Source organism: Frigoribacterium sp. VKM Ac-2530 (assembly GCF_015350835.1).
Lineage (GTDB): Bacteria > Actinomycetota > Actinomycetes > Actinomycetales > Microbacteriaceae > Frigoribacterium.
This window is the reverse complement of the sequence record NZ_JADKSE010000001.1, coordinates 1668883-1694558: the sequence shown is the minus strand read 5'-3', so window position 1 is coordinate 1694558 and position 25676 is coordinate 1668883. Positions and strand designations below refer to the sequence as shown.

General features: G+C 73.4%; 24 protein-coding genes and 2 tRNA genes. 18 read left to right on the top strand and 8 right to left on the bottom strand.

Annotated features, from left to right (window positions below; genetic code table 11):
- Positions 1-49 precede the first annotated feature (49 nt).
- Together pgm and ITJ48_RS16430 are read right to left on the bottom strand one after the other, a co-directional pair.
- A complete protein-coding gene (gene pgm / locus ITJ48_RS07965; RefSeq protein WP_194613082.1) occupies positions 50-1669 on the bottom strand; it encodes a phosphoglucomutase (alpha-D-glucose-1,6-bisphosphate-dependent) in 1620 nt (539 codons plus the stop codon).
- Positions 1666-1794, bottom strand: a complete 129-nt coding sequence (locus ITJ48_RS16430; protein WP_255524501.1) for a hypothetical protein — start codon at positions 1792-1794, stop codon at positions 1666-1668. The genes pgm and ITJ48_RS16430 overlap by 4 nt, the downstream gene beginning before the upstream one ends.
- On the opposite strand from ITJ48_RS16430, the gene pheA reads away from it, so the two are divergent.
- Positions 1793-2743, top strand: a complete 951-nt coding sequence (gene pheA, locus ITJ48_RS07960; protein WP_192170304.1) for a prephenate dehydratase — start codon at positions 1793-1795, stop codon at positions 2741-2743. The two genes, ITJ48_RS16430 and pheA, sit on opposite strands and share 2 nt — an antisense overlap.
- 71 nt (positions 2744-2814) lie before the next feature.
- Here pheA and ITJ48_RS07955 read toward each other — a convergent pair whose 3' ends face one another.
- On the bottom strand, positions 2815-3834 hold the full coding sequence (locus tag ITJ48_RS07955; RefSeq protein WP_194613081.1) for a diacylglycerol kinase family protein: 1020 nt from the start codon (positions 3832-3834) through the stop codon (positions 2815-2817).
- A gap of 126 nt (positions 3835-3960) precedes the next feature.
- On the opposite strand from ITJ48_RS07955, the gene serS reads away from it, so the two are divergent.
- The 4 genes from serS (at position 3961) to ITJ48_RS07935 (ending at position 6663) form a co-directional block, all read left to right on the top strand.
- Entirely contained in the window at positions 3961-5226 is a 1266-nt protein-coding gene (gene serS / locus ITJ48_RS07950; RefSeq protein WP_194613080.1) for a serine--tRNA ligase, read from the top strand.
- On the top strand, positions 5223-6113 hold the full coding sequence (locus tag ITJ48_RS07945) for an HAD family hydrolase (protein WP_370544832.1): 891 nt from the start codon (positions 5223-5225) through the stop codon (positions 6111-6113). Before serS ends, ITJ48_RS07945 begins: the two co-directional genes overlap by 4 nt.
- A gap of 334 nt (positions 6114-6447) precedes the next feature.
- A tRNA-Ser gene (locus ITJ48_RS07940) sits at positions 6448-6535 on the top strand.
- Positions 6508-6663 carry a hypothetical protein gene (locus tag ITJ48_RS07935; protein WP_194613079.1) on the top strand — a complete coding sequence of 52 codons (156 nt, stop codon included), beginning with the start codon at positions 6508-6510 and terminating at the stop codon, positions 6661-6663. The genes ITJ48_RS07940 and ITJ48_RS07935 overlap by 28 nt, the downstream gene beginning before the upstream one ends.
- Here the strand turns inward: ITJ48_RS07935 and arfB are convergent.
- Together arfB and ITJ48_RS07925 are read right to left on the bottom strand one after the other, a co-directional pair.
- The gene (arfB, locus tag ITJ48_RS07930) at positions 6660-7082 is read right to left on the bottom strand and encodes an alternative ribosome rescue aminoacyl-tRNA hydrolase ArfB (protein ID WP_194613078.1); all 423 of its coding nucleotides are present in this window, start codon (positions 7080-7082) and stop codon (positions 6660-6662) included. The two genes, ITJ48_RS07935 and arfB, sit on opposite strands and share 4 nt — an antisense overlap.
- A gap of 67 nt (positions 7083-7149) precedes the next feature.
- Complete coding sequence (locus ITJ48_RS07925; protein ID WP_194613077.1) at positions 7150-7602, bottom strand: hypothetical protein; 453 nt, start codon at positions 7600-7602, stop codon at positions 7150-7152.
- A 179-nt stretch (positions 7603-7781) separates the two neighbouring features.
- On the opposite strand from ITJ48_RS07925, the gene ITJ48_RS07920 reads away from it, so the two are divergent.
- A complete protein-coding gene (locus tag ITJ48_RS07920; protein ID WP_194613076.1) occupies positions 7782-8162 on the top strand; it encodes an HIT family protein in 381 nt (126 codons plus the stop codon).
- 89 nt (positions 8163-8251) lie between these two features.
- Here the strand turns inward: ITJ48_RS07920 and ITJ48_RS07915 are convergent, their stop codons facing one another.
- Entirely contained in the window at positions 8252-8791 is a 540-nt protein-coding gene (locus ITJ48_RS07915) for a TetR/AcrR family transcriptional regulator (protein ID WP_194613075.1), read from the bottom strand.
- 53 nt (positions 8792-8844) lie between these two features.
- Between ITJ48_RS07915 and ITJ48_RS07910 the strand changes: the two genes are divergently transcribed.
- The gene (locus ITJ48_RS07910) at positions 8845-9570 is read left to right on the top strand and encodes an MBL fold metallo-hydrolase (RefSeq protein WP_194613074.1); all 726 of its coding nucleotides are present in this window, start codon (positions 8845-8847) and stop codon (positions 9568-9570) included.
- Between the two features lie 703 nt (positions 9571-10273).
- Positions 10274-11314 carry a glycoside hydrolase family 6 protein gene (locus ITJ48_RS07905; protein ID WP_194613073.1) on the top strand — a complete coding sequence of 347 codons (1041 nt, stop codon included), beginning with the start codon at positions 10274-10276 and terminating at the stop codon, positions 11312-11314.
- Between the two features lie 305 nt (positions 11315-11619).
- Here ITJ48_RS07905 and ITJ48_RS07900 read toward each other — a convergent pair whose 3' ends face one another.
- A complete protein-coding gene (locus ITJ48_RS07900) occupies positions 11620-12774 on the bottom strand; it encodes a Gfo/Idh/MocA family protein (protein WP_194613072.1) in 1155 nt (384 codons plus the stop codon).
- On the bottom strand, positions 12771-13574 hold the full coding sequence (locus ITJ48_RS07895; protein WP_194613071.1) for a sugar phosphate isomerase/epimerase: 804 nt from the start codon (positions 13572-13574) through the stop codon (positions 12771-12773). The genes ITJ48_RS07900 and ITJ48_RS07895 overlap by 4 nt, the downstream gene beginning before the upstream one ends.
- 166 nt (positions 13575-13740) lie before the next feature.
- On the opposite strand from ITJ48_RS07895, the gene ITJ48_RS07890 reads away from it, so the two are divergent.
- From ITJ48_RS07890 to ITJ48_RS07845, 10 genes are all read left to right on the top strand, one after another.
- Positions 13741-14934, top strand: a complete 1194-nt coding sequence (locus ITJ48_RS07890) for a mannosyltransferase family protein (RefSeq protein ID WP_194613070.1) — start codon at positions 13741-13743, stop codon at positions 14932-14934.
- A gap of 148 nt (positions 14935-15082) precedes the next feature.
- The gene (locus ITJ48_RS07885; protein ID WP_370544831.1) at positions 15083-16486 is read left to right on the top strand and encodes an LCP family protein; all 1404 of its coding nucleotides are present in this window, start codon (positions 15083-15085) and stop codon (positions 16484-16486) included.
- A 538-nt stretch (positions 16487-17024) separates the two neighbouring features.
- Positions 17025-17114: transfer RNA gene (locus tag ITJ48_RS07880), tRNA-Ser, on the top strand.
- A 211-nt stretch (positions 17115-17325) separates the two neighbouring features.
- Positions 17326-17484, top strand: coding sequence for a hypothetical protein (locus tag ITJ48_RS16660; RefSeq protein ID WP_194613068.1), 159 nt, complete (start codon positions 17326-17328; stop codon positions 17482-17484).
- Complete coding sequence (locus ITJ48_RS16655; protein WP_123547082.1) at positions 17481-17570, top strand: potassium-transporting ATPase subunit F; 90 nt, start codon at positions 17481-17483, stop codon at positions 17568-17570. Before ITJ48_RS16660 ends, ITJ48_RS16655 begins: the two co-directional genes overlap by 4 nt.
- 9 nt (positions 17571-17579) lie before the next feature.
- Complete coding sequence (gene kdpA, locus ITJ48_RS07865) at positions 17580-19256, top strand: potassium-transporting ATPase subunit KdpA (RefSeq protein WP_194613067.1); 1677 nt, start codon at positions 17580-17582, stop codon at positions 19254-19256.
- 2 nt (positions 19257-19258) lie between these two features.
- Positions 19259-21487 carry a potassium-transporting ATPase subunit KdpB gene (gene kdpB, locus ITJ48_RS07860; RefSeq protein WP_194613066.1) on the top strand — a complete coding sequence of 743 codons (2229 nt, stop codon included), beginning with the start codon at positions 19259-19261 and terminating at the stop codon, positions 21485-21487.
- A gap of 80 nt (positions 21488-21567) precedes the next feature.
- A complete protein-coding gene (kdpC, locus tag ITJ48_RS07855; RefSeq protein WP_192042446.1) occupies positions 21568-22173 on the top strand; it encodes a K(+)-transporting ATPase subunit C in 606 nt (201 codons plus the stop codon).
- 109 nt (positions 22174-22282) lie between these two features.
- Positions 22283-24925, top strand: a complete 2643-nt coding sequence (locus ITJ48_RS07850) for an ATP-binding protein (protein ID WP_194613065.1) — start codon at positions 22283-22285, stop codon at positions 24923-24925.
- Entirely contained in the window at positions 24922-25617 is a 696-nt protein-coding gene (locus tag ITJ48_RS07845) for a response regulator transcription factor (RefSeq protein ID WP_192042448.1), read from the top strand. The genes ITJ48_RS07850 and ITJ48_RS07845 overlap by 4 nt, the downstream gene beginning before the upstream one ends.
- The last annotated feature ends 59 nt before the right edge of the window (positions 25618-25676 follow it).

The window sequence follows — 25676 nt, the reverse complement described above, 5'->3', positions numbered from 1 at the left end:
TCATCACGTCGGTTCGTCGCTTTCGGGTTGGAACCCGTCCGGCGGCGGGCTAGGCGCCGAGCGCCGCGTCGACGATCTGCTTGGCCTCCGCCTGCACGCGCCTGAGGTGCTCGGGGCCCTCGAAGGACTCGGCGTAGATCTTGTAGACGTCCTCGGTGCCGCTCGGGCGGGCCGCGAACCAGGCCTTGTCGGTGACCACCTTGAGGCCGCCGACCGCAGCCCCGTTGCCGGGCGCCTCCGCCAGCTTGGCCGTGATGGGGTCGCCGGCGAGCTCGGTCGCGGTGATGTCGTCACCGCTGAGCTTGCCGAGGCGTGCCTTCTGCTCCTTGCTGGCGGCGGCGTCGACGCGCTCGTAGACGGGGTCGCCGAATTCCTCGGTCAGCTCCGCGTAGAGCTGCGACGGGGTCTTGCCCGTGACGGCGATGATCTCGCTGGCGAGCAGCGCGAGCAGGATGCCGTCCTTGTCGGTCGTCCACACCGTGCCGTCCTTGCGCAGGAACGACGCCCCCGCGCTCTCTTCTCCGCCGAAGGCGACCGAGCCGTCGACCAGGCCGGGCACGAACCACTTGAAGCCGACCGGCACCTCCCACAGGCGTCGGCCGTGCTTCTCGGCGACCTTGTCGATGATGCTCGACGAGACGAGCGTCTTGCCGATCGCGGCGTCGTCGCGCCACTGCGGGCGGTGCGTGTAGAGGTAGTCGATCGCGACCGCGAGGTAGTGGTTCGGGTTCATCAGGCCGCCGTCGGGCGTGACGATCCCGTGGCGGTCGGCGTCGGCGTCGTTGCCCGTGAGCACGTCGAACTCGTCCTTGCGGTGCACGACGCTGGCCATCGCGGAGGCGCTCGACGGGTCCATCCGGATCTTGCCGTCCCAGTCGAGCGTCATGAAGCGCCAGGTCGGGTCGACGCCGGGGTTCGTGACCGTCAGGTCGAGGCCGTAGACGTCGCGGATGGCGCCCCAGTACTCGACGCTCGCGCCGCCCAGGGGGTCGGCGCCGATCTTCACGCCGGCCGCCTTGATGGCGTCGATGTCGATGACGTTGATCAGGTCGCCCACGTAGCCGCGCAGGAAGTCGTGCCGGCCGGCGCTGCCGTCGGCCTTGACGACGTCGACGTTGCCCGCGGCGATGATCTCGTTCGCGCGGTTCGCGATCCACGACGTGGCGTCGCTGTCGGCCGGACCGCCGTGCGGGGGGTTGTACTTGAAGCCGCCGTCGCGCGGCGGGTTGTGGCTGGGGGTGACGACGATCCCGTCGGCCTTCTCGGTGTTGGCCGGGTCGGCGTTGTGCACGAGGATCGCGTGGCTCAGCGCGGGCGTCGGCACGTAGCCGCCGTCGGCGTCCGCGAGCACGTGCACGCCGTTGCCGACGAGCACCTCGATCGCCGTGCGCTCGGCGGGGGCGCTGAGCATGTGGGTGTCGCGCCCGATGAAGAGGGGACCGGTGATGCCCTGGCCGGCGCGGTACTCGACGATCGCCTGCGTGATCGCGGCGATGTGCGTCTCGTTGAAGGCGGTGTCGAGCGACGAGCCCCGGTGGCCCGAGGTGCCGAAGACGACCTTCTGCTCGGGCACCGACACGTCGGGGACGAGCGAGTAGTAGGCGTCGACGAGCTCACCGGTGTCGATGAGGTCGCTGTCGAGTGCGGGGGTGCCTGCGCGATCGGTCATGCGCTCATCCTGGCACCAGCTGCCGACCTCCGTCGCTGCCCGGCCACGGCGCTCAGCAGGCTCTCGGACATCAGCAGGCCCTCGGTCGTCAGCACGCCGTCGGCCATCAGTAGGCTCTCCGTCATGCCGACCCCCGCCTCCTCGTCGACCTACAGCTACCTCGGCCCGGCCGGCACCTTCACGGAGGCGGCCCTCAAGCAGGTGCCCGAGGCCGCGGGCGCCGAGTGGCGCAGCGTCAACAACGTGGGCGAGGCGCTCGCCGACGTCGTGTCGGGCCGCAGCGCCGCCGCGATGATCGCGATCGAGAACAGCGTCGAGGGCGGCGTCTCGGCCACGCAGGACGCCCTGGCCACCGTGCCCGGCCTCCGCATCGTCGGCGAGTACCTGGTCGCGGTCGACTTCGTGCTCGTCGCGCGTCCGGGCACCCGCCTCGAGGAGGTGCGGGTCGTCAACGCGCACCCGGTCGCCTACGCGCAGACCCACCTCTGGCTCGAGGCGAACCTGCCGGGGCACGGGCACCTGCCGGCGACCTCGAACGTCGCCGCGGCGGCCGACCTGCTGTCGACGCCGGCCGGAGCAGGCCGGGCCGATGCCGCCGTGGCCCCGCCGACGATCACCGAGCACCACGACGTCGAGGTGCTCGCCCGCGAGATCGGCGACAACCGCAACGCCGTGACCCGCTTCGTGCTCGTCAGCCGCACCGTGCCGGTGCCGCCCGCGACGGGCGCCGACAAGACGAGCATCATCGTCGAGCTGCCCGAGGACGGCGCGGGCGCGCTCGTCGACATGCTCGAGCAGTTCGCGACCCGCGGCATCAACCTCAGCCTGATCCAGTCGCGGCCGATCGGCGACGCCCTCGGCCGGTACCGCTTCGTGATCGACCTCGAGGGCCACGTGCTCGACGAGCGCGTGGCCGACGCGCTGCTCGGGCTCAAGAGGTTCAGCCCGAACGTGATGTTCCTCGGGTCGTACCCCCGGGCCGACGCCCGCCCGGTCGTCGTCGTGCCGCGCTACGACGACGACGCGTTCGTCGACGCGCGCGACTGGCTCCGCGGGCTGGTCTCGGGAGCCTGAGCCGCGCCTCCTCGGATCGCGTTCCTCCCGGTCCGGCGTGCCCGACCGGGGAGCGGAGGAGGCGCCGGTCGTCAGGCCGGGACGCGCACCGTCAGCGCCCCGGGGTCGACCCACGTCTTGATGGCGACGGCCTTGCCGACCGAGTCGCCGTCCATCTCGAAGTCCTGCGGCTCGTCGAGGCGCACGACGATCTCGCGCCCCTTCGAGTAGCGGACCGTGCGCACCTCGCGGCTGTGCGCCATGATCTTGCGTCCGACGGAGCTGCGACGCAGCACTCCGTTCTCCCACACGATCTTGACCCAGATCTGCACCCAGCCGAAGAAGCCGTCGGGGCGCAGGGCGACGATGTCGAAGACGCCGTCGTCGACCGCGGCGTCGGGCAGCAGCATGATGTTGCCGGGCAGCAGCCCGCAGTTGCCGACGAGCACCGTGTGGGCACGCATCGTCTTGCGGCCCTGGCCGTCGAGGTCGTAGCGGATGACCATGCTGTTGTCGTCGCGGAGCGAGCGCGCGATGGCGTCGACGTAGGCGAGCCAGCCGACGCGGGCCTTGAGCTTCGGGTTGGTGTTGGCGAGCATCTTGGCGTCGAGGCCGATGCCGGCCATGACGACGAACGCGAAGCGCTCCCGCTCGCCGTTCTCGCGCTCGACGTCGACGAGCCCGAGGTCGATGGCGCGGTCGCGGCCGGAGAACGCGGTGGCGACGGAGCCGTCGAGGTGGTCGAGGTCGAGGTTCAGGTTCCGGGCCAGCAGGTTGCCCGTGCCGCTCGGCAGCAGGGCGATTGCGGCGTGCGATCCCCTGAGCGCCTCGGCCACGGCGCGGACCGTGCCGTCGCCGCCGGCCGCGATGACGACGTCGGCGCCCTCGGCCACGGCCGTCGCGGTGATGCCGCCGCCCGGATCTTCGACGCTGGTCTCGTAGAAGCGGGTCGGGCCCCAGCCGGCCTCGGCCTCGTGGCGCAGCACGGCCGCGCGGACCTTCGCGATGTCGACCTTGATGGGGTTGTAGACGACGGCTGCCGTCTTCGTGGCCGTCGCGGCGTCGGGCGTCGAGGGGGGCTCGGCGGGCGAGGCGGCGGGGGAGGTCGTCATCCGCCCACCGTAACGGGCGGGCACGACGCGAGGCCTGCCTCCTGCACCGCCTGGGGAAGGATGCGCGGCCCGCACCTGCGCCCGGGGAGAGCGGCGAGCGTCAGGGGGCGTCCATAAGATGGACCCGTGATCGATCCCCAGCTGCTGCGCGATGCCCCCGACGTGATCAAGACGAGCCAGCGTGCCCGAGGTGAGTCGGAGTCGCTGGTCGACGACGCGGTCGCCGCCGACGCCGCCCGCCGCGCGGCCATCGCCTCGTTCGAGGAGCTGCGGGCCGAGCAGAACGCGTTCGGCAAGACCGTCGCCAAGGCGCCGAAAGAGGAGAAGGCCGGTCTCGTCGCGCAGGCCCAGCAGCTGGCCGCGAAGGTCAAGGAGGCGCAGGCCGCGTCGACCGAGGCCGACACCGCCTTCGACAAGGCCGTCCGCTCGCTCGGCAACGTCGTCGTCGACGGCGTGCCTGCCGGTGGCGAGGAGAACTTCGCGACGCTCCGCGAGGTCGGCACCCGCCCCTCCTTCGACTTCGAGCCCCTCGACCACGCCGACCTCGGCGAGAAGCTGGGTGCGATCGACATCAAGCGCGGCACGAAGGTGTCGGGCTCGCGCTTCTACTTCCTCCGCGGCATCGGCGCCCGCCTCGAGCTCGCGCTGATGAACATGGCGCTCGACAAGGCGATCGAGAACGACTTCACGCCGCTGATCACGCCGACGCTGGTGCGGCCCGAGATCATGGCGGGCACCGGGTTCCTGGGGTCGCACTCCGACGAGGTCTACCACCTGCCCGCCGACGACCTCTACCTGACCGGCACGAGCGAGGTCGCCCTCGCCGGGTACCACTCCGACGAGATCCTCGACGTGACCGCCGGGCCGATCCGCTACGCCGGCTGGTCGACCTGCTACCGCCGCGAGGCGGGCGCCGCCGGCAAGGACAACCGCGGCATCCTCCGCGTGCACCAGTTCAACAAGCTCGAGATGTTCAGCTACGTGCACCCCGACCAGGCCGAGCAGGAGCACGACGCGCTCGTCGCGCTGCAGGAGTCGATGATGCAGGCGCTCGGCCTCAACTACCGCGTGATCGACGTGGCCGCGGGCGACCTCGGCTCGAGCGCGGCGCGCAAGTTCGACATCGAGGCGTGGGTGCCGACGCAGGGCACCTACCGCGAGCTCAGCAGCACCTCGAACTGCACCACGTTCCAGGCGCGTCGCCTCGACACCCGCTACCGCACCGAGAGCGGCAAGACCGCGCCCGTCGCGACGCTGAACGGCACGCTGGCGACCACGCGCTGGCTGGTGGCGATCCTCGAGACGCACCAGCAGGCCGACGGCTCGGTCGTCGTGCCCGAGGCACTGCGTCCGTGGCTCGGCGGCCTCGAGGTCATCGAGCCGGTCGCGTGAGCGCCGACGAGATGACGACGAGCGAGGGCTCGAGCGGGGACGACGACACCCGCCGCGGGCAGTCCCCCGTGGCGGCGACCGTCTCGGCCGACGAGCGCTGGCTCGTCGCGCTCGACGTCGACGGCACGATCATGCAAGAAGGCGGCACCATCTCGGAGGCGGTGGCCGGCGAGATCACGCGCCTCGCCTCCCAGGGGCACGCGGTGATGATCGCGACCGGGCGATCGGTGTCGATGACGCTGCCCGTGATGGACCGTCTCGGCCTCGTGTCCGAGTACGTGGTCTGCGCGAACGGGGCCATCACGCTGGGTCGCGACGAGTCGGCGCCGACCGGCTACTCGCAGTTCCACGTCGAGGAGTTCGACCCGACCGACGTGCTGACCACCATCCGCGAGGGACTGAACGAGGCGGCTTATGCGGTGGAGGACCGCGACGGCGTCATGCGCTACTGCGGCTCGTTCCCGCAGGTGGAGCACACGGGCGGTGCCGAGAAGGTCGAGTTCGAGCAGCTCTTCGACATCCCGGCGACCCGCGTCGTCGTGGTGTCGCCGTCGCACGACACCGATGACTTCCTCGAGGTGGTCGAGCGGATGGGCCTGCAGAAGGTGAACTACAACGTCGGCTGGACCGCGTGGCTCGACATCGCTCCCGACGGCGTGACGAAGGCGACCGCCCTCGAGCGCGTGCGTGCCGACCTCGGCATCCCGCGCGATCGCGTCCTCGCCGTGGGCGACGGCCGCAACGACATCGCCATGCTGCACTGGGCCGCTGCCGAAGGTCGCGGCGTCTCGATGGGGCAGGCGCCCGACGACGTGCACGAGGTCGCCAACGAGCGCACCCGCACCGACCTCGACGACGGCCTCGCGGAGGCGCTCGCGCAGCTCTGAGCTGGCGCCGGCGCGCTGCGGCGCTGCCGCATGGCGCAACGCACCGGCTTTCGTTCACTGCACTGCGTCTAGACCTGGTGCAGTGTACGAAACCCGGTGCGGTGTCCTCGCGTGCGGGTTCGCGGGCCGCGGCGGCTTGTCTGCCGCCGAGACCCGCGGGACCCGCGCGGACCCTCGCTCGCGCGGCGGGGTGCGAGCGGGTTCGGCGGGTGCGGACGCACCAGCCCCGCGGCGGCCGACGTGCGGGGTAGGCAGCGCGGCGATCCTGCCCGGCTGGTGCCGCGCCTCCTCGGCTAGACTCAACGCGGTCGCACCGGCTCCGGCGGGTGTGCCGGGAGGGCTGTCCGAGCGGCCGATGGAGCTTGTCTTGAAAACAAGTGGGCAGAGATGTCTCGTGGGTTCGAATCCCACGCCCTCCGCCACCACGGCCCGAACGAGCAGCCTCCCGAGCCCGGCCAGCCTGATCAGCCCGCCCAGCCGGATCAGCCCGCCCAGCCCGGCCAGCCTGCTCAGCGCGACGACCCGCACCGCCAGCGACGCGACGCGCTAGTCGTCTGTCGGGCGTCGGCGCTGCTGCTTCGTGGCCGAGCGTTCGTTCTTCGCGGTGAGCCGGCGGCGGTCCGAGCCGCGGGTGCGCCGGGTCGGACGCCGAGGCGCTGCATCGGGAGCGAGTCCCGCGGCGACCACGTCGGCGAGCTTCGCCAGCGCGGTCTCGCGGTTGCGCAGCTGCGACCGCTGCTCGGACGACGTGACCGTGAGCACGCCGTCGACGAGCCGACCACCGAGGCGGGCGAGCAGCAGGTCGCGCTGGTCGTCGCTGACGGCGGCGGAGGAGGCGACGTCCCACGAGAGCTGCACCCGGCTGTCGGACGTGTTCACGTGCTGACCTCCCGGGCCCGACGAGCGCGAGAACCGCCACACGAGCTCGGCCGCGGGCACGGTGAGCGCACGCGACACGACGAGGTCCATGCGGTCAGCTTCGCACGAGGCAGGCGCGGGCGGTGAAGGAGGCGCGGGTGGGGCTGCAGCGGCGCGGCTACGCGCCCTGCCCGGTCGCCTTGCGCAGCAGCGCCGCGATGACGGGGCTCGTCGTCTCGTCGACGCTCGCGAGCGCGTACGACGTCGGCCACATGTCGCCGTCGTCGAGCTGGGCCGCGTCCTGGAACCCCATCGTCGAGTAGCGCCCGCCGAACTTCGAGCCGGGCTGGAAGAACACGACGATCTTGCCGTCCGCGTCGGCGTACGAGGGGAACCCGTACCAGGTCTTGGGGGCGAGCATCGGGGCGTGCTCGAGCACCAGCGCGTGCAGTCCCTCGGCGACGGCCCGCTCCTCCTCGGTCATCGCGGCGTGCGCGTCGAGGACCGCCTGCAGCTCGGCCGCCGACTTGTCCGCGGACTTCTGCCGCTTCGCCTCGGCGCGCAGCTCGGCCGCGCGTTCCTTCACGGCCGCGCGCTCCTCCTTGCTGAGTCCTTCTCCGCCTGACGCCATGATGTGTTCCTCTCGTCGTGGACCCGTCGCCCGCTGCTCGCCCAGCCGCAGCCGCAGTCGCAGTCGCAGTCGCGGCCGCAGCCGCAGCCGCAGCTCCGCGCACGGCAGCCGCGAGCGGGTCGCGCTCATCCTGGCCGTGCACCCTCGGCGCCACAAGGGCGCGCCCCTAGGGTGTGGACATGTCGTCGCCGTTCACGTGCATCCCCGCCGACCAGCACGTCGCCGCGAACGAGCTGGCCTTCGCGGTGCGCGACGCGAACCCCGTCTCGCCCGGCCACACGCTGGTCGTGCCGCGACGGGAGGTGGCGACCTGGTTCGACGCGACGATCGACGAGCACGCCGCCCTCACGGCCCTGGTCGAGGAGGTGCGGCTGCAGCTGGACCAGGAGCTCGCGCCCGACGGCTACACCCTCGGCGTCAACGTCGGGGAGGCGGCCGGCCAGACGGTCATGCACCTCCACGTGCACGTCATCCCCCGGTGGACGGGCGACGTGCCTGAGCCCCGCGGGGGAGTCCGCGGCGTCATCCCCGAGCGGCGCGACTACCCGCCGACGCCGTAGGCGGCCGGGCAGGCCGGCAGGTGGCCGTGCAGGCCGTCAGGCAGGCAGGCGGCCAGGCATGCAGTCGAGCGGGGACGGCAGGCCCGTCATCAGGCGGTCGACACCGCCGCCACGATCCGCTCGGCCCCGAACCGCCAGGCGGCGTCGACGTCGCCGCCGAGTCCGAAGCCGCCGGCGAGCTCCATGCTCACGAAGCCGGCGGCCCAGGCGGTCACCGTGCGCGCCGCCTCCAGCGCCCGGTCCTCGCCCGCGAGGGCGCCCGCGTGACGCAGGATCGGCCGGCTCGTCGCCGCGCCGAACTCCGGCCGCGCGGTCGGGACGCCCGGCCCCGGCGTCATCACCAGCTGGAACGCCGCCGGCCGCTCGTGCCCGAACGTCCGGAACCGGTCGACCAGGTCGCCCAGGTCGGCGCTCTCCTCGAGCCGCACGCCCACCTCCTCGAGGGTCGCCTCCGCCACCAGCTGCACCAGCTGGTCCCGCCCCTGCACCCGCTTGTACAAGGAGGGGGCGCGCACGCCGACCCGCTCGGCCACCGCCTGCATGGTCAGGCCGGCCAGCCCCTCCGTCTCGAGCAGGTCGCGGGCGGCGGTGACGATGGCCTCCAAGGAGGTGCGGTCAGGAGTCGGCATCCGTCCACCATACCTATTGACCGTAGCCATGATGGCTATGTATCGTAGCCATCATGAAGATCAGCGAGCACGTCCACCGCCTCGGCAACGACATCGTCGCCTCCTACCTCGTCGTCACTCCCGAGGGCGTCACCGCCGTCGACGCTGGCCTTCCCGGCCACCGCCGCGAGCTGCTCGCCGAGCTCGCCTCGCTCGGCCTCGGGCCGGCCGACGTCGCCGGCGTGGTCCTGACGCACGGCGACTCCGACCACGTGGGCTTCGCCGAGTGGCTGCGCCGCGAGCACGGGGTGCCGGTCTACGTCCACTCGGCCGACGCCTCCCGCGCGAAGGGCGGCGACAAGCCGGCCGGCCTGAAGCAGCAGATGAAGATCGGGGCGATGCTGCAGTTCCTCACGTACTTCGTCCGCAAGGGCGGCGCGCGCTCGGCCTGGCTCAGCGAGGTCGTCGAGGTGCGCGACGGCGACGTGCTCGACCTGCCCGGCTCGCCGCGCGTGATCAGCGTGCCCGGCCACTCCGAGGGCAGCATCGCCGTCCACGTGCCTCTCGCCGATGCCCTCTTCGTGGGCGACGCGCTGACGACCAGGCACGTGCTCACCGGCGCGGAGGGGCCGCAGCCGGCGCCCTTCACCGACGAGCCCGAGCGTGCCGTCGCGTCGCTGCGGGCCCTGGTCGACACGGGCGCGACGTGGGTGCTGCCCGGGCACGGCGCCCCCTGGGGCGGGGGAGTCGCCGCCGCGGTCGCCGCCGTCGAGGCCGCCGCCGCGCGCCGGGCGCGCTGACCCGCGCCGCACGCCGCGCGTAGTGACCGCCGCCGCCGCGCGCTGACCTGCGCCGTGTGCCGCGCGCGCTGACCTGCGCCGTGTGCCGCGCGCTGACCTGCGCCGTGCGCCGCGCGCGCCGACCCGCGCCGCGCGCCGCGCGCCTCGACCCGTGCCGCGGGCCTGTCGACGCAGGCTGCCGCACCCCGAAGTGGACCATGCACCTCGTCGTTCGGGGGTGTCTGGTCCACTTCGGGGTGCAAGGCCGGACAAGGGTGCTGCGCGCGCGGTCGCTCGGCGACCGCGGCTGGCCTGCTCGCCGGCCGCGGCCGGACAGCGTGCACGCCGCGGCGGACAGCCCGCACACCGCTGGAGGACAGCACGCACACCGCTGGAGGACAGCACGCACACCGCTGGTGGGCAGCACGCACGCCGAGCACGTCGAGGAGACGCGCACCGGATGCGCAGGAACCCTCGCCCCGGTCCTGCGCAGCGAGGACGCGCGACGTACCCCCACCCCCGAAGACGGGCGACGACCGCCTCCGGACGGGGGGTGGGGGCGGATCCGGCGTCGTGGTGCACTGACGTCGTCGCCAGGCGGGCCGACCGAGGCCCGCCGGCCGGCGCCGACGCCCCGCCGACGGCGCAGCACCTGCCCGGCCTCCGGGAACCTCGTTCCCGGCCCTGCGAACCCGCACCCTTCCTCACCTCCAAGGACCCTCCCGTGATCGACCTCGCCCGCGCGGGCGTCGTCGCCGGGGCCGTCGTCGCGCTCGCGGCCGGTCTCGTCGTCGCACCTCCCGCCTCCTCGTCCCCCGGCTCGGCTGCGGAGGCCGCGGCTCCCCGCACGACCGCGACCACCACCTCCTCGACGATCCGCTCCGCGTCGGCCGCGACCGTCTTCAAGGGCGGGCTGCACGTCGAGCAGTACGGTCCCGCGGCCACCGCCGCGACCCAGCTCGCCGCCCAGGGGCGCACTGCCGACGCCGCCGCGGCCCGCACGATCGCGGCGCAGCCGATCGCGATCTGGCTCGGCTCCTGGTACGACGACGCGATGCTGGTGAAGGTGATCCAGCGGAACCTGGCCGCCGCCGAGGCGAAAGGGACGACGCCGGTGTTCGTCACGTACGACATCCCCGGGCGCGACTGCGGCGGGCACTCCGCAGGAGGCGCGGCGAGCGACGCCGCCTACCTGGCCTGGAACCAGAAGGTCGCGACCGCGCTCGCGGGGCACCGTGCCGTCGTGCTCGTCGAGCCCGACTCGCTGGGGCACCTCAGCTCGTGCCCGGCACTCACCGCGACCCGGACCGCCACGATCGCGAGCGCCGTCGCCGCCTTCTCGCGCGCCGGCGTGCCCGCCTACCTCGACGGGGGCAACTCGAACTGGGTGAAGCCCGCCGACATGGCCGTCAGGCTCAAGGCGGCGGGGATCGACAAGGCCCGCGGCTTCTACACGAACGTCGCGAACTACTACACGGTCGACCAGGAGCGGGCCTACGCCGACGCGGTCTCCGCCGCGACGGGCGGGGCCCGGTACGTGATCGACGTGTCCCGGAACGGGCGCGGGTGGAAGGGCACCTGGTGCAACGCCCCCGGCGCCGGACTCGGACAGACGCCCCGCGTGGCGACCTCGGGGACGGGCGCGCTCGACGCGCTGCTCTGGGTCAAGACGCCCGGCGCGAGCGACGGCACGTGCAACGGCGGGCCCGCGGCGGGCGTGTGGTTCCCGTCGTACGCGACGGCGCTGGTCGCGAACCGGCGCTGAGGCTCGGGCCGGGCGGGAGTCCCTCGGGCCCGTCGCGCGCTGATCGGCTTCCTGCCCGCGTGCGCTCGATGGCCGCAAATGCCGACCGCAAGCGCCCTGCAGCCCCGATCGTGACGGGAAAACCCGCCATTGCGAGGGGCTCGGTCGGCATTTGCGGAAAGCAGACTCGCCGCGCTCCCGAGAGGACGGTCCTGTCCGAGCAAGGGCTGCGCAGCTGCCCGGCCGGAGACGCGCAGGAGGCGCGGCGCGAGCCTCGCTCGCACCGCGCCTCCTGCAGGCGGCCGGGTCGTCCCGGCGGGGCCGACCTAGAGCGTGGCCTCGGACGGGTCCCAGGCCTCGGCCAGCGGCTGCGGCTTCGCGACGGTCGAGGCGACCTCGACGACCGAGCGCGACTCCGCGGCCTCGCTGACCGCGAGCAGCACGTCGAGCACGTGCGACGCGACGGCGCCGCTCGCACGCTCGGCGTCGCCGCCGCGCAGCGCCCGGGCGAGGTCGAGCACGCCCGAGCCTCGGCCGTAGGTCGATCCCGCAGCCGTGAGGGTGCTCGGCTCGTCCTGGCCGAAGCGCCAGATCGTGGAGTCGCCCTCGAAGGTGTTGGGGTCGGGCAGCACGATCGTGCCCTCGGTGCCGCTGATCTCGACGAAGCCCATGCGGGGCAGCGCGTTCTGGAACGAGAAGGTCGACTGCGCCGACTGCCCGCCCTCGAACGAGATGAGCGCCGCGTGGTGCGTCGGCACCTCGACGGGGAACTCGGTGCCGGCGCGGGGGCCGCTGCCGATCGAGCGCGTGGTGCGCGACGTCGACGAGACGGCGCTCACCGAGCTCGCGGCGCCGAACGCGTGCACGAGCGTCGTCACGTAGTACGGGCCCATGTCGAACAGCGGGCCCGCGCCCTTCGCGAAGAGGAACTCGGGGTCCGGGTGCCACGCGTCGGGCCCCGGCACGTGGAACAGCGTCGTCGCGGTCAGCGGCTCGCCGATGTCGCCGCGGGCGATCGCGCGCATCGCCGACTGGATGCCGGCGCCCAGCACGGTGTCGGGCGCGCAGGCGACGCGGACGCCCGCCGCGTCGGCCGCGGCCAGCAGGTCGCTGCCCGAGGTGTGGTCGAGGGCCAGCGGCTTCTCGCTCCAGACGCTCTTGCCCGCGGCGACGATCTGGCGGCCGACCTCGGCGTGGACGGCCGGGATCGTCAGGTTGACGACGATCTCGATCTCGTCGATCGCGAGGAGCTCCTCGACGGTGCCGTGGCGGGGCACGCCGTACTCCTCGGCGCGCGACCGGGCGCGGTCGGCGATGAGGTCGGCGACGAAGAGGACCTCGAGGTCGGGGAACCTCGTCATGTTCTCGAGGTAGGTGCCGCTGATGACGCCCGCGCCGACGACGCCGACGCCGACGCGGCCCGTGCGGCCGGTGCCGGTGCGGCCGGTCCCGCCGGTGGCGTCCGTCTCGACGCCGGTCACTTGTCGTTCTCCGCGAGCCACGCGAGCGACTCGGCGATGCCGTCGAAGACGTTCCCGCTGTAGTCGTCGAACTCGACGACGCGCAGCGCGTGCGGAGCCGCGGCGAGCACGGCGGCGACGTCGACGTCGCCCTGGCCGGCGGGCGTCTGGTTCTTGAACGCCGCGGCGAGGGCCTCGGGCACCTCCAGGGCGCTCTCGCTGCTCGGCAGCGCGGTGGCGATGTCGCCCGAGATGCGGCCGTCCTTGACGTGCAGGAACTGGACGCGGTCGCCCAGCGACCGCAGCAGCGCGGGGGTGTCCATGCCGCCGACGGTCGACCAGAAGGTGTCGATCTCGAGCACGACGTCGTCGTTCAGGCGCTCGAGGAAGAACTCGTAGACGGGGCGCCCGTCGACCTTGTTCGCGAACTCCCACTGGTGGTTGTGGTAGCCGAACTTGAGTCCTGTGGCGGCGGCCTGCACCTGCAGCTCGTTGACGCGGTCGGCGATCGCGCGGGCGTCGTCGGCGGTCTGCCAGCGGTCGCTGGGGATGAAGGGGTCGATGACCGTGCCGACGCCGAGCTGGGCGGCGGCGGCGAAGGCGCGCTCGGGCTCGGTCGAGTCGATGACCGGCGCGTGGGCGGAGGGTGCGGTGACGCCCGAGGCGGCGAAGGCCTTCTCGAGCTCGTCGGCGCGGGCGACGAAGTCGTAGGGCTCGACCTTGGTGAAGCCGATCTCGGCGACGCGGGCGACGGCGCCCTGCAGGTCGGCCGAGATGGCGTCCCTGACCGTGTAGAGCTGGACGGAGGGTGACGAGGTCATGGCGAACTCCTTTGTCGTGGTGGATCTCGTGGTGGCCGGAGGGCCGGAGAGGAAGATCGAGGGCGTGCACGTCAACTCTGTCACTTCTGTCGACCCATGACAAAAGGTTCCCGACGATCGACAGGACGGATCTCGGGATCGAGGAGGCGCCTCCTAGGCTGACGGGGTGCGCCTGCGACTCAGCCCCCGACTGCAGGGCGCCCCTCCCGTGGTCGTCGTGCTCGTGCTGTACGCCCTCTCGCGGCTCGTCTCGAGCGCCTGGCTCGGCGGGCTCTTCTCGCTCGCGACCTCGCAGGGCTGGGCCTTCGCGAGCCATCGTGCCGACCCGAGCTTCGCCTCCTTCTCCGGCTCGTGGGACGCGAGCTTCTACCGGACCATCGCGCAGCAGGGCTACCCGACCGAGCTGCCCGTCGACGACGACGGCCACGTGCTGCCCAACCCGTGGGCCTTCCTGCCGGTGTTCCCGGGGCTCGTGCGCGGCGTCGCGTCCGTGCTCGGCGTCGACCTCGCCGGGAACGCCTTCTTCGCGATCGGCCTCGTCGTGGCCGTGGTCGCAGGAGGCGGCGCCGCGGTGCTGCTGCACCGTGTCGTCCTCGAGACGGTCGGCGCGCAGAGCGCCCTCTGGGCCGTCGCCCTGTTCTGCTTCGGGCCGCTCTCGTTCGTGCTGCAGGTCGCCTACGCCGAGAGCCTGATGCTGCTGCTCACCTTCGCGGCGCTGCTGGCCCTGGTGCGCCGGCAGTACCTGCTGATGGTCCCGTTCGGCGTCGTCGCCGCCTTCACCCGGCCCGGCGTGCTGGCGCTCGCCCTGGCGCTCGCCGTGACCGCGATCGTGCGGCTGCGACGCGAGGGTCGAGGGTTCAGGAGGCGCGAGCGCGTCTCGGTCGTCGTGGCCGGGCTGCTGATCTCGGCGGCGGGCCTCGCGTGGCCCGTGGTCGCGGACCACGTGACCGGCCGCTCGGGCGCCTACCTCGACACCGAGCTCTCGTGGTGGGTCGGCTTCGTCGGGCGCCAGCACTTCGCCCCGTTGACGCCGTGGTTCGTGATGGCGGGCACGTTCCTCGGCGCGGCGGGGATCGTGCTCGTCGGGGTGCTGCTCGGGGTCGTGACCTGGGCGTTCACCCGTCGGTCGACGCGGGCGATGGGCGTCGAGGTCGTGTCGTACGCCGCGAGCTACCTGCTCTACCTCGTCGCCGTGTTCCTGCCGCAGCAGAGCCTGCCGAGGCTGCTCCTGCCCGTCGCGCCGCTGCTCGGCCACCCCGCGGTCGTGGCCGTGCCGCGCCTCCGGTGGGTGCTGCTCGGGGTCGGCGTCGCGCTGCAGCCCGTCGCCGTCGTGCTGCTCTGGTTCGTCGGCTACCCCTGAACCCCACGAGCCCCCCGTTCTGGGCGACGGACCGTTTCGTCGGGTTCCGCCCGTTACGATGCCGTTCTGCCCGCCCATCGCGCAGGCACGATCCCCGCCGACCGTCACCGGGTCCGCGTCGTGCCCGCGTCGACCGAGAGGACTCCGCGTGACCGACGACCGCGACCGCACAGCCAGCCGCACCGAGAGGCGTGCGGAGAGCCGCACCGGCCGCCGTGCGGCCGAGACCTCGGGCCGAGGCGTCGCCCGTCACGGGCGCCTCCGGGCCACGGGCCCGCTGGGCACGATCGGCAAGGTCGTCGCCGGCGCCCTGGCCGTGGTGCTCGTGAGCGGGGCGTCCGTCGGGGCCATCGCGGCCTACCAGGTGCGCTCGGACCTCGGCTCGGGCGTCGCGCTCCCCGCGGCGAAGGGCAAGACACCGATCGTCGCGTCGCCGCCGTCCGTCGACGCCTACCCGGGCGGCTTCAACGTGCTCGTCGTCGGCACCGACAACGACGCCGACCAGGACGAGGGCGCCTTCGGCAAGCGAGACGCCACCCTCAACGACGTCAACATCCTCCTGCACGTCTCGGCCGACCACTCCAACGCGACCGCGGTCAGCATCCCCCGCGACATGGTGGTCCCGATCCCCGCCTGCGCGAAGGAGGACGGCAGCGGCTACTACTCCGCCATGTCGGCCCGGCCGATGAACGAGGCGTACTCGTACGGCGGCCTCAGCTGCGTGGTGTCGACCGTGTCCGAGCTGACCGGCCTCGACATCCCGTTCGCGGGCATGATCTCGTTCAACGGCGTCATCGAGATGTCGAACGCCGTCGGCGGCGTCCCCGTCTGCGCCGCGACCCCGATCAAGGACCGCTACACGGGCCTCGACATCCAGGCCGGCGAGACGGTGCTGCAGGGCGAGCAGGCGCTGCAGTTCCTCCGCACGCGCCACGGCGTCGGCGACGGCTCCGACCTCGGCCGGATCAGCAGCCAGCAGGTCTACCTGTCGTCGCTGCTGCGCACGGTCAAGAGCGCCGACACCCTCACGAACCCGACCAAGCTCTACTCGCTCGCCCGCGCGGCGGCGAGCAACATGACCCTCTCCGAGCAGCTCACCGACCTCGGCACCATGGTGCAGATCGGCTCCGCGCTGCGCGACCTCCCGCTCGACCAGGTGAACTTCGTCCAGTACCCCGGCACGACCGAGGGCACCGGGGTCTACGCGGGCAAGGTGCAGCCGATCACCTCGGTCGCGACGAAGCTGTTCGACGCGATCCGGGCCGACCAGCCCTTCACGCTCGAGGCCGGCAGCGAGGGCCTGGGCGCGGCGTCCGCCGGCACGGACGACGCGGCTGCGGGCGATGCTGCTGCGGGCGACGTCGCAGGAGGCGCCTCCGCGGCTCCCGAGGCGCCTGCCGCGTCCGCGTCCGGGACGCCCGCCCCGACGACCCCGGCGCCCGGCGCCCCGACCGACCCTGCCGTGGCCCCTGCCGGCCCGGAGGTCATCTCCGGCCTCACGGGCCAGTCGGCGGCCGAGCAGACCTGCTCGGTCGGCTTCCTGCAGAAGTAGTCCTGCCGACGCTGCCTGCGCGGCGCCGGTCGGGGCGGCTGAGAGGGCGCCCCGGCGAGTAACCAGCTCGCCGGGACGACCGGGGATCCCCGCGCGGGCGCCCGAACGCGCCGTGGGGGGCCCTGCGGTGCCGGGATCAGGGGTTCGGCACCGCAGGGGGTGTGACGTCGACGTCGTCGTCGACAGAGATGCCTCCGGCCGGTGCCGCGTCGGAGCGGCACGCTGTCGGGACGTGCGTCGGAGGTCTGGGGCGGCGTCGTCAGGGGGGAATCGTCGCGTCCGAGGACGCACCGTGCTGCCGGGTGGTGCACGACTCCGCCGTCTCCGGCGCCAGGGGTACTCTATGAGTCGGCATATAGGTGGACAAGGCCGCGACGCCCCCCGAACGGGGGATCACCGGGTGAATCACGGGTGACCGGGCCCGCCCGAAGGCCCGGGGAGGCGCGGCTCGGCCCGTCGAGGAGGCGCGGTTCGGCAGATCGCGTCCGGCCCGCTATGATCGTGGGTGCGCCGTCACGTCCCGCACGAGACTGCGCATGGAGCCGTCGCATAGTTCGGCCTAGTGCACCACCCTGCTAAGGTGGAGTTCCCTTTGTGGGAACCGTGGGTTCAAATCCCACCGGCTCCGCGGGGCCCCGTCGCGTTGTGATCTCGCCAGATCGATGCACGGGGCCTTTTTCTTTGCGCCGACGCGTGCGAGCCATCCGCTCCGCGTCGCCGACCGGCCGCTCCGCGTCGCCAGTCAGCCGCGCCGCGTCAGCGAACCGCGAGGATGCCGCCCGCCGCCGTAGGGAACCCGTGAGGACCGCCGTCCGGGCCCGTGCGCCGGTGTCTGCTGGGTGACCGTGCCCCCGTCGGGCACGCGACCGGCGCCGCCGGCCGCACCCGCTCCTCCTGGACTCGGAGTCACCACCGTGCTCGACCTCGTCTACCTGCTCACCATCGTCGCCGTCATGACGGTCGTCGCCCTCGTGGCGAAGGGGGTGGAGCGCCTGTGACCGCCCTCGGCATCGTCGCGGTCGTCCTCGCCGTGGCCGCCCTCGTCTACCTCGTGGTCGCGCTCGTCGCGCCCGAGAAGTTCTAGGCGGCAGGCGTGAACGACACCCTCGCAGGCCTCCTGCAGATCGCCACCGTCGTGCTGGTGCTCGTGGTGCTGCACCGGCCGCTCGGCGACCACATGGCGCGCACCTTCACGAGCACCCGCGACCTCGCGGCCGAGCGGCTGCTCTACCGCGCCATCGGGGTCGACAGCTCGTCCGAGCAGACCTGGCGAGCGTACCTCCGCGGCGTCCTCGCCTTCTCGGTCGTCGGCCTCGTCCTGCTCTACGTGCTGCAGCGCACGCAGGCGCTGCTGCCCGCCTCCCTCGGCCTGCCCGCCGTGCCGCCCGACCTCGCGTTCAACACCGCCGCGAGCTTCGTCGCGAACACGAACTGGCAGTCCTACTCGCCCGAGCTGACGATGGGCTACGCCGTGCAGCTCGCGGGCCTCGCCGTGCAGAACTTCGTCTCGGCCGCCGTCGGGATCGCCGTCGCCGTGGCGCTGATCCGCGGCCTCGCCCGGGCCCGCAGCGGCACCCTCGGCAACTTCTGGGTCGACCTGACCCGCTCGGTGACGCGCATCCTGCTGCCGCTGGCGGTCGTCGCGGCCTTCGTGCTGCTGGCCGGCGGCGTCGTGCAGACCTTCGCCGCGCCCGAGACGGTCACGACGCTGAGCGGCGGCTCGGCGGTGATCCCGGGCGGGCCGGTGGCCTCGCAGGAGGCGATCAAGCTGCTGGGCACGAACGGCGGCGGCTTCTTCAACGCCAACAGCGCGCACCCGTTCGAGAACCCGACCGCCTGGACGAACCTGTTCCAGGTCGTGCTGATGCTCGTCATCCCGTTCTCGCTGCCTCGCACCTTCGGCCGGATGGTCGGCTCGGTCCGCGAGGGACGCGCGATCGCGGCCGTCATGACGACCATCGCCGTCGTCTCGCTCACCGCGATGACCTGGGCGGAGGTCCGGGGCGCCGGCACGGCTCCCCAGCTCGCCGGCGGCGCCATGGAGGGCAAGGAGGTGCGGTTCGGCGTCTGGGGATCGACCCTGTTCGGCTCGACCTCGACGCTCACCTCGACGGGCGCCGTCGACTCGATGCACGACTCGTACACGGCGCTCGGCGGCATGGTCGCGATGATCAACATGATGCTCGGCGAGATCGCCCCCGGCGGGGTCGGCTCGGGGCTCTACGGGATCCTCGTGCTCGCCGTCATCACCGTGTTCATCGCGGGGCTGCTCGTCGGCCGGACGCCCGAGTACCTCGGCAAGGCGATCGGGCCGCGCGAGATCAAGCTCGCGAGCCTGTACATCCTCGTCACCCCGACGCTCGTGCTCACCGGCACGGCGCTGAGCTTCGCGATCCCCGCGGTGCGCGCCGACGTCGAGGGCACGTCGATCTGGAACCCCGGCCTGCACGGCTTCAGCGAGGTGCTCTACGCCTTCACCTCGGCCGCGAACAACAACGGCTCGGCCTTCGCCGGGCTCACGGCGAACACGCCCTGGTTCAACACGGCCCTCGGCGTCGCGATGCTGCTCGGCCGGTTCGTGCCGATCGTGCTCGTGCTCGCCCTCGCCGGCTCGTTCGCCGCCCAGGGCAAGGCGCCCGCGACCGCGGGCACCCTGCCCACCCACCGCCCGCAGTTCGTGGGCCTCCTCACCGGCGTCTCCGTGATCGTGACGGCGCTGACCTACTTCCCCGTGCTCGCACTGGGGCCGCTCGCCGAAGGGCTGAACTGACCATGGCCACCTCCACCGACACACCGACCGGCTCGCCCGCCGACTCCTCCACCACCACCGAGCAGGGCGCCGACGGCACGACCGACGGCGCGACCGACGGCACGACCGGCTCGGGCTCGTCCCGGGGCGGCGCCTTCAGCGTCGCCCAGCTCGCCGCGGCGCTGCCCGGTGCGCTCCGCAAGCTCGACCCCCGCCTGATGTGGCGGAACCCCGTCATGTTCATCGTCGAGGTCGGCGCCGCGTACACGACGGTGCTCGCGGTCGCGGGCCTGTTCGCCGGCCCGCAGACCTCCGGCGGCTCGGCCGTGCCCGGCTCGTTCACCTGGGCGATCGCGCTCTGGCTCTGGGCGACCGTCGTCTTCGCGAACCTCGCGGAGTCCGTGGCCGAGGGCCGCGGCAAGGCGCAGGCCGAGACGCTCCGGGCGACACGGACCAGCACGACGGCGCGACGCGTGGCTGCGTGGGACGAGACCGGCGACCCCTCGGCCGAGCGCGCCTCCTCGGAGCAGGTGTCGTCGGCCGACCTCGTGCTCGGCGACGTCGCCGTGGTCGTGGCCGGCGAGGTCGTCCCGGGCGACGGCGACGTCGTCTGGGGCATCGCGAGCGTCGACGAGTCGGCCATCACGGGCGAGTCCGCCCCGGTGATCCGCGAGTCGGGCGGCGACCGCAGCGCCGTCACCGGCGGCACCCGGGTGCTGTCCGACCGCGTCGTCGTGCGCATCACGAGCAAGCCCGGCGAGACCTTCGTCGACCGGATGATCCGCCTCGTCGAGGGCGCCTCGCGGCAGAAGACGCCGAACGAGATCGCGCTGAACATCCTGCTCGCGAGCCTGTCGGTCGTGTTCGTCGTCGTGACGCTGACGCTGAACCCGATCGCCGCCTACAGCGACGCGTCGGTGAGCATCCCGGTGCTGATCGCCCTGCTCGTCTGCCTCATCCCCACGACGATCGGCGCGCTGCTCAGCGCCATCGGCATCGCCGGCATGGACCGCCTCGTGCAGCGCAACGTGCTCGCGATGTCGGGCCGGGCCGTCGAGGCCGCGGGCGACGTGACGACCCTGCTGCTCGACAAGACGGGCACCATCACCTACGGCAACCGGCGCGCGTCGGAGTTCGTGCCGCTGGACGGGGTCGCCCCGGGCGAGCTCGTCGACGCCGCGGCGACCGCGTCGCTCAGCGACCCGACCCCCGAGGGCCGCTCGATCGTCGACCTCGCCCTCACGACGGGCTGGCACGAGGGAGGCGCGGCGGGCTCGTCCGGCGACGGGAGCGTCGTCGTGCCGTTCACCGCCCAGACCCGCATGAGCGGCCTCGACCTGCCCGACGGGAGCGTCGTCCGGAAGGGGGCCGCCGCCTCCGTCGTCGCCTGGGCCGAGGAGGCGCGCGCCCTGCCCGCAGACCGGCGCGAGCAGCTGCGCGGCCTGGTCGACGCCGTGTCGGAGGCGGGCGGCACGCCGCTGGTCGTCGCCGTCGCGGACGCCTCAGGTGAGCGCCGGGTGCTGGGCGTCGTCCACCTCAAGGACGTCGTCAAGGACGGCCTGCGCGAGCGCTTCGCCGAGCTGCGCACGATGGGGATCCGCACCGTGATGATCACGGGCGACAACCCGCTCACCGCCAAGGCCATCGCGGCCGAGGCCGGCGTCGACGACTACCTCGCCGAGGCCACCCCGGAGGACAAGCTCGCGCTGATCCGCCGCGAGCAGGAGGGCGGCGCGCTCGTCGCCATGACCGGCGACGGCACCAACGACGCCCCGGCCCTCGCCCAGGCCGACGTCGGCGTCGCGATGAACACGGGCACGTCGGCCGCGAAGGAGGCCGGCAACATGGTCGACCTCGACAGCGACCCGACGAAGCTGATCGACATCGTCCGGATCGGCAAGCAGCTGCTGATCACCCGGGGCGCCCTGACGACGTTCTCGATCGCGAACGACGTCGCCAAGTACTTCGCGATCATCCCCGCCATGTTCGCCGGGGTGTTCCCGGGGCTCGGGGTGCTGAACGTGATGCAGCTGAGCTCGCCGGCCTCGGCGATCCTCTCGGCGATCGTCTTCAACGCGCTCGTCATCGTCGTGCTCATCCCGCTGGCGCTGCGGGGCGTCGCGTACCGCGCGGCCTCGGCCTCGCAGGTGCTCAGCCGCAACCTGCTCGTCTACGGGGTCGGCGGCGTCGTCGCGCCGTTCGTCGGGATCAAGCTGATCGACCTCGTCGTGGCGCTGATCCCGGGGTACTGAGCGCGCGCCTCCTGCCCGGCCCGATCCTCCTGCACCACCGCTTCCCGCACCGCACCTGCACCACCAGAAGAAGGAACCCCATGGACACCCGCTCGACGCTGCGCCAGTACGGCACGGCACTCCGCGCGATGGTCGTCGCGACCGTCGTGCTCGGCCTCGGCTACACCCTGCTCGTCACCGGCGTCGGTCAGCTCGTGCTGCCGCACCAGGCCGACGGCTCCCGGCTCACGGTGGACGGCGAGGTGGTCGGCTCGTCGCTGCTCGGCCAGTCGTTCGTCGACGCCGACGGGGCCGCCCTGCCCGAGTGGTTCCAGTCGCGTCCCTCTGCGGCGGGCGACGGCTGGGACGCCGGCGCGTCGAGCGGCAGCAACCTCGGGCCGGAGAACGCCGACCTGATCGCGGCGATCGAGGAGCGCCGCGCCGCCGTCGCCTCCCTCGACGGGGTGGACCCCGCGTCGGTGCCCGTCGACGCGCTGACCGCCTCGGCCTCGGGCCTCGACCCGGACATCTCGCCCGAGTGGGCGCGTCAGCAGGTCGAGCGCGTCGCCGCCGCGCGGTCGCTGCCCGTCGACGAGGTGAGCGAGCTCGTCGAGCAGCACGTGCACGGCCGCGAGCTCGGCTACCTGGGGGAGCCCACGGTCGACGTGCTCGAGCTGAACGCCGCACTGGCGGAGCTCGGGTCGTGAGGGCGGCGGCTGCCGCCGGTGCGACGCGCGCGGCGGGTGCGGCCCGTGCCGCGGGCGTCGCCGTGTGCGCGGCCACGGACGTGTCGGCGGCGCGTGCGAAGCTGGGCGCATGACACGAGGTCGGCTGCGGGTGCTGCTCGGCGCCGCTCCCGGCGTCGGCAAGACCTTCACGATGCTCGAGGAGGGCGCGAGGCTGCGCGACGAGGGCAAGGACGTCGTGGTGGCCGTGGTCGAGACCCACGGCCGGGCAGCGACCGCCGCCCGGCTCGGCGACCTCGAGGTGGTGCCGCGGGAGCGGCACGTGCACCGCGGGGTCGAGCTCGACGAGATGGACCTGGAGGCGGTGCTCGCCCGGGCGCCGCAGGTCGCGCTCGTCGACGAGCTCGCGCACAGCAACGCCCCGGGCTCCCGGCACGACAAGCGCTGGCGCGACGTGCAGGCCCTGCTCGACGCCGGCATCTCGGTGGTGTCGACCGTCAACGTGCAGCACGTCGAGTCGCTGGCCGACGTCGTCGAGCAGATCACCGGCGCGGCGCAGCACGAGACCGTGCCCGACGCGGTGCTGCGCGCGGCCGACCAGATCGAGGTCGTCGACCTGGCGCCGCAGGCGCTCCGCGACCGGCTCGCGGCGGGCGACGTCTACCCGGCCGCCCGGGTCGACGCGGCGCTCTCGAACTACTTCCGGCTCGGCAACCTCACGGCGCTGCGCGAGCTCGCCCTGCTCTGGCTCGCCGACGAGGTCGACAGCGCCCTCCGCGCGTACCGCGTCGAGCACGGCATCGACGCCGCGTGGGAGGCGCGCGAGCGCGTGGTCGTGGCCCTCACCGGAGGCGCGGAGGGCGAGACGCTGATCCGTCGCGCCGCGCGCATCGCGGCCCGCAGCGCCGGGGGCGAGCTGATCGCCGTGCACGTGAGCACCCCCGACGGCCTCCGGCAGGGCGCGCCCGGCGCGCTCGCGGCCCAGCGCGCCCTCGTCGAGAAGCTCGGCGGCAGCTACCACCAGGTCGTCGGCTCGGACGTGCCGAGGGCGCTGGTCGACTTCGCCAAGGGGGCCGACGCCTCCCAGCTGGTGATCGGCGTCAGCCGACGCGGGCGGCTCGGGTCGCTCGTCACGGGGCCGGGCATCGGCGCTACCGTGATCCGCGAGTCGGGCCAGCTCGACGTGCACATCGTCACGCACTCGGCGGCGGGCCGGGGCTGGTCGCTGCCCAAGCTCGGCGGGGCGCTGTCGCGCTCGCGGGTCGCCACGGGCTTCGTGCTCGCGGCCGTCGTCGGGCCGCTGCTCACCTGGCTGCTCGCGGGGCACCGCACCGAGGACGGCATCGCGGGCACCGTGCTGCTGTTCCAGCTGCTCGTCGTCGTCGTCGCGGTGACCGGCGGCGTCTGGCCGGCGCTCTTCGCCGCCTTGCTGTCGGGCGTCACGCTCGACCTCTTCTTCATCGCGCCCATCTACAGCGTCACGATCGCCGAGCCGCTGCACCTGCTCGCGCTCGTGCTCTACGTGCTCAACGCCGCCATCGTCAGCTGGGTCGTCGACCAGGCGGCACGGCGCAGCCGGTCGGCGGCCCGGGCCCTCGCCGAGACCGAGCTGCTCGCGACCGTGTCGGGCAGCGTGCTGCGGGGGCAGGACGCGCTGCAGGCGCTCGTCGCGCGCACCCGCGAGGCGTTCGGGCTGAGGCGGGTGCGGGTGCTGTCGGGCGACGAGGTGCTCGGCGACAGCGGGGTCGCGGGCGAGGGGCCTGCTGCTGCTGGTGCACGTGCGGGTGGGGCTGCTGCTCGTGCACGTGCCGGTGCGCCTGCTGCGGGTGCCTCGGCCGACGTCTCGACGCTGCCCGCCGGGGAGCACGGCGTGCTCGAGCTCACGGGCGAGCCGCTGCAGGCGGGCGACCGACGCCTCCTCGCCGTGGTCGCCGCGCAGGTCGAGGCGGCGCTCGAGCACTCGGCGCTCACCCGCACGGCCGGCCAGGTCGCGCCGCTCGCCGAGGTCGACCGGATGCGCAGCGCGCTGCTGGCCGCGGTCGGGCACGACCTGCGCCGCCCGCTCGCCGCGGCGACCGCCTCCGTCAGCGGCCTGCGCCAGCCCGGCGTCGACTGGAGCGACGCCGACCGGGACGAGCTGCTCGCCACCGCGTGGGAGAGCCTGGAGTCGCTGTCCTCCCTCGTCACCAACCTGCTCGACGTCAGCCGGGTGCAGGCCGGCGCGCTCGCCGTCCGCACGGCGGTGGTCGACGTCGACGACGTCGTGCTCGGGGCGCTCGACGAGCTCGGCCTCGGGCCCGCCGACGTCGAGCTGGCGCTGCGCGCCTCGGTGCCGGCCGTCGTCGCCGACGCCGTGCTGCTGCAGCGCGTCCTCGTCAACCTGCTCGACAACGCGCTCCGCCACTCGCCCGACGGCACCCTCGTGCGCATCTCGACCAGCGGCTTCGCCGGCCGGGTGGAGGTGCGGGTCGTCGACCGCGGGCCCGGCGTCCCGCCGGAGCGCCGCGACGAGATCACCGTCGCGTTCCAGCGGCTCGGCGACACCGACAACTCCACGGGGCTCGGGCTCGGCCTGGCGCTGAGCATGGGGTTCACGGAGGCGATGGGCGGCACCCTCACCATGGACGACACCCCGGGCGGCGGGCTCACCGCCGTCGTCTCGCTGCCCGAGGCCCCTGCCCCGGGTGCCGGCGCGGATCCTCACGGGATCCCTACGTCAGGAGCGCGATCGGCGCCTCCTGCGGGCGGTACCGTCGTCGAGGAGGGCCCGTGAAGATCCTGATCGCCGACGACGACCCGCAGATCCTGCGGGCGCTCAAGGTGACCCTCGGCGCCCACGGCTACGAGATCCACACCGCGTCCGACGGTCGCGAGGCGCTCGACGTCGCCATGACGCAGCACCCCGACCTGGTCATGCTCGACCTCGGCATGCCGCGGCTCGACGGCGTCGAGGTGATCGCGGGCCTGCGCGGCTGGTCGACGGCCCCCGTGCTCGTCGTCTCCGGGCGCACCGACGCCGCCGACAAGGTCGAGGCGCTCGACGCCGGCGCCGACGACTACGTGACGAAGCCGTTCGCGATGGAGGAGCTGCTCGCGCGGATCCGAGCGCTCACCCGCCGCCTCGCTCCCGGCGACGACGACGCGCCCGTCGTCGAGTTCGGCGACGTGCGGGTCGACCTGTCGGCCACGACGGTGACCCGCGCCGGCGAGCTCGTGCGCCTCACGCCGACCGAGTGGCGCGTGCTCGAGCTCCTGCTGCAGAGCCCCGGCAAGCTCGTCACCCGCGAGACCCTGCTGACGCAGGTGTGGGGGGCGTTCCACGCGAAGGACACGGGCTACCTCCGCCTCTACTTCGCGCAGCTGCGCAAGAAGCTCGAGCCGGTGCCGGCCGAGCCGCGCTACCTCGTCACCGAGCTGGGCATGGGCTACCGCTTCGTGCCGGACGGAGGCGCCGAGAAGCCCTGACCCCAGAGGAGCCAGACCTCAGAGGAGCCTGCCCGCCGAGACCGTCGCCGGGCTGCCCC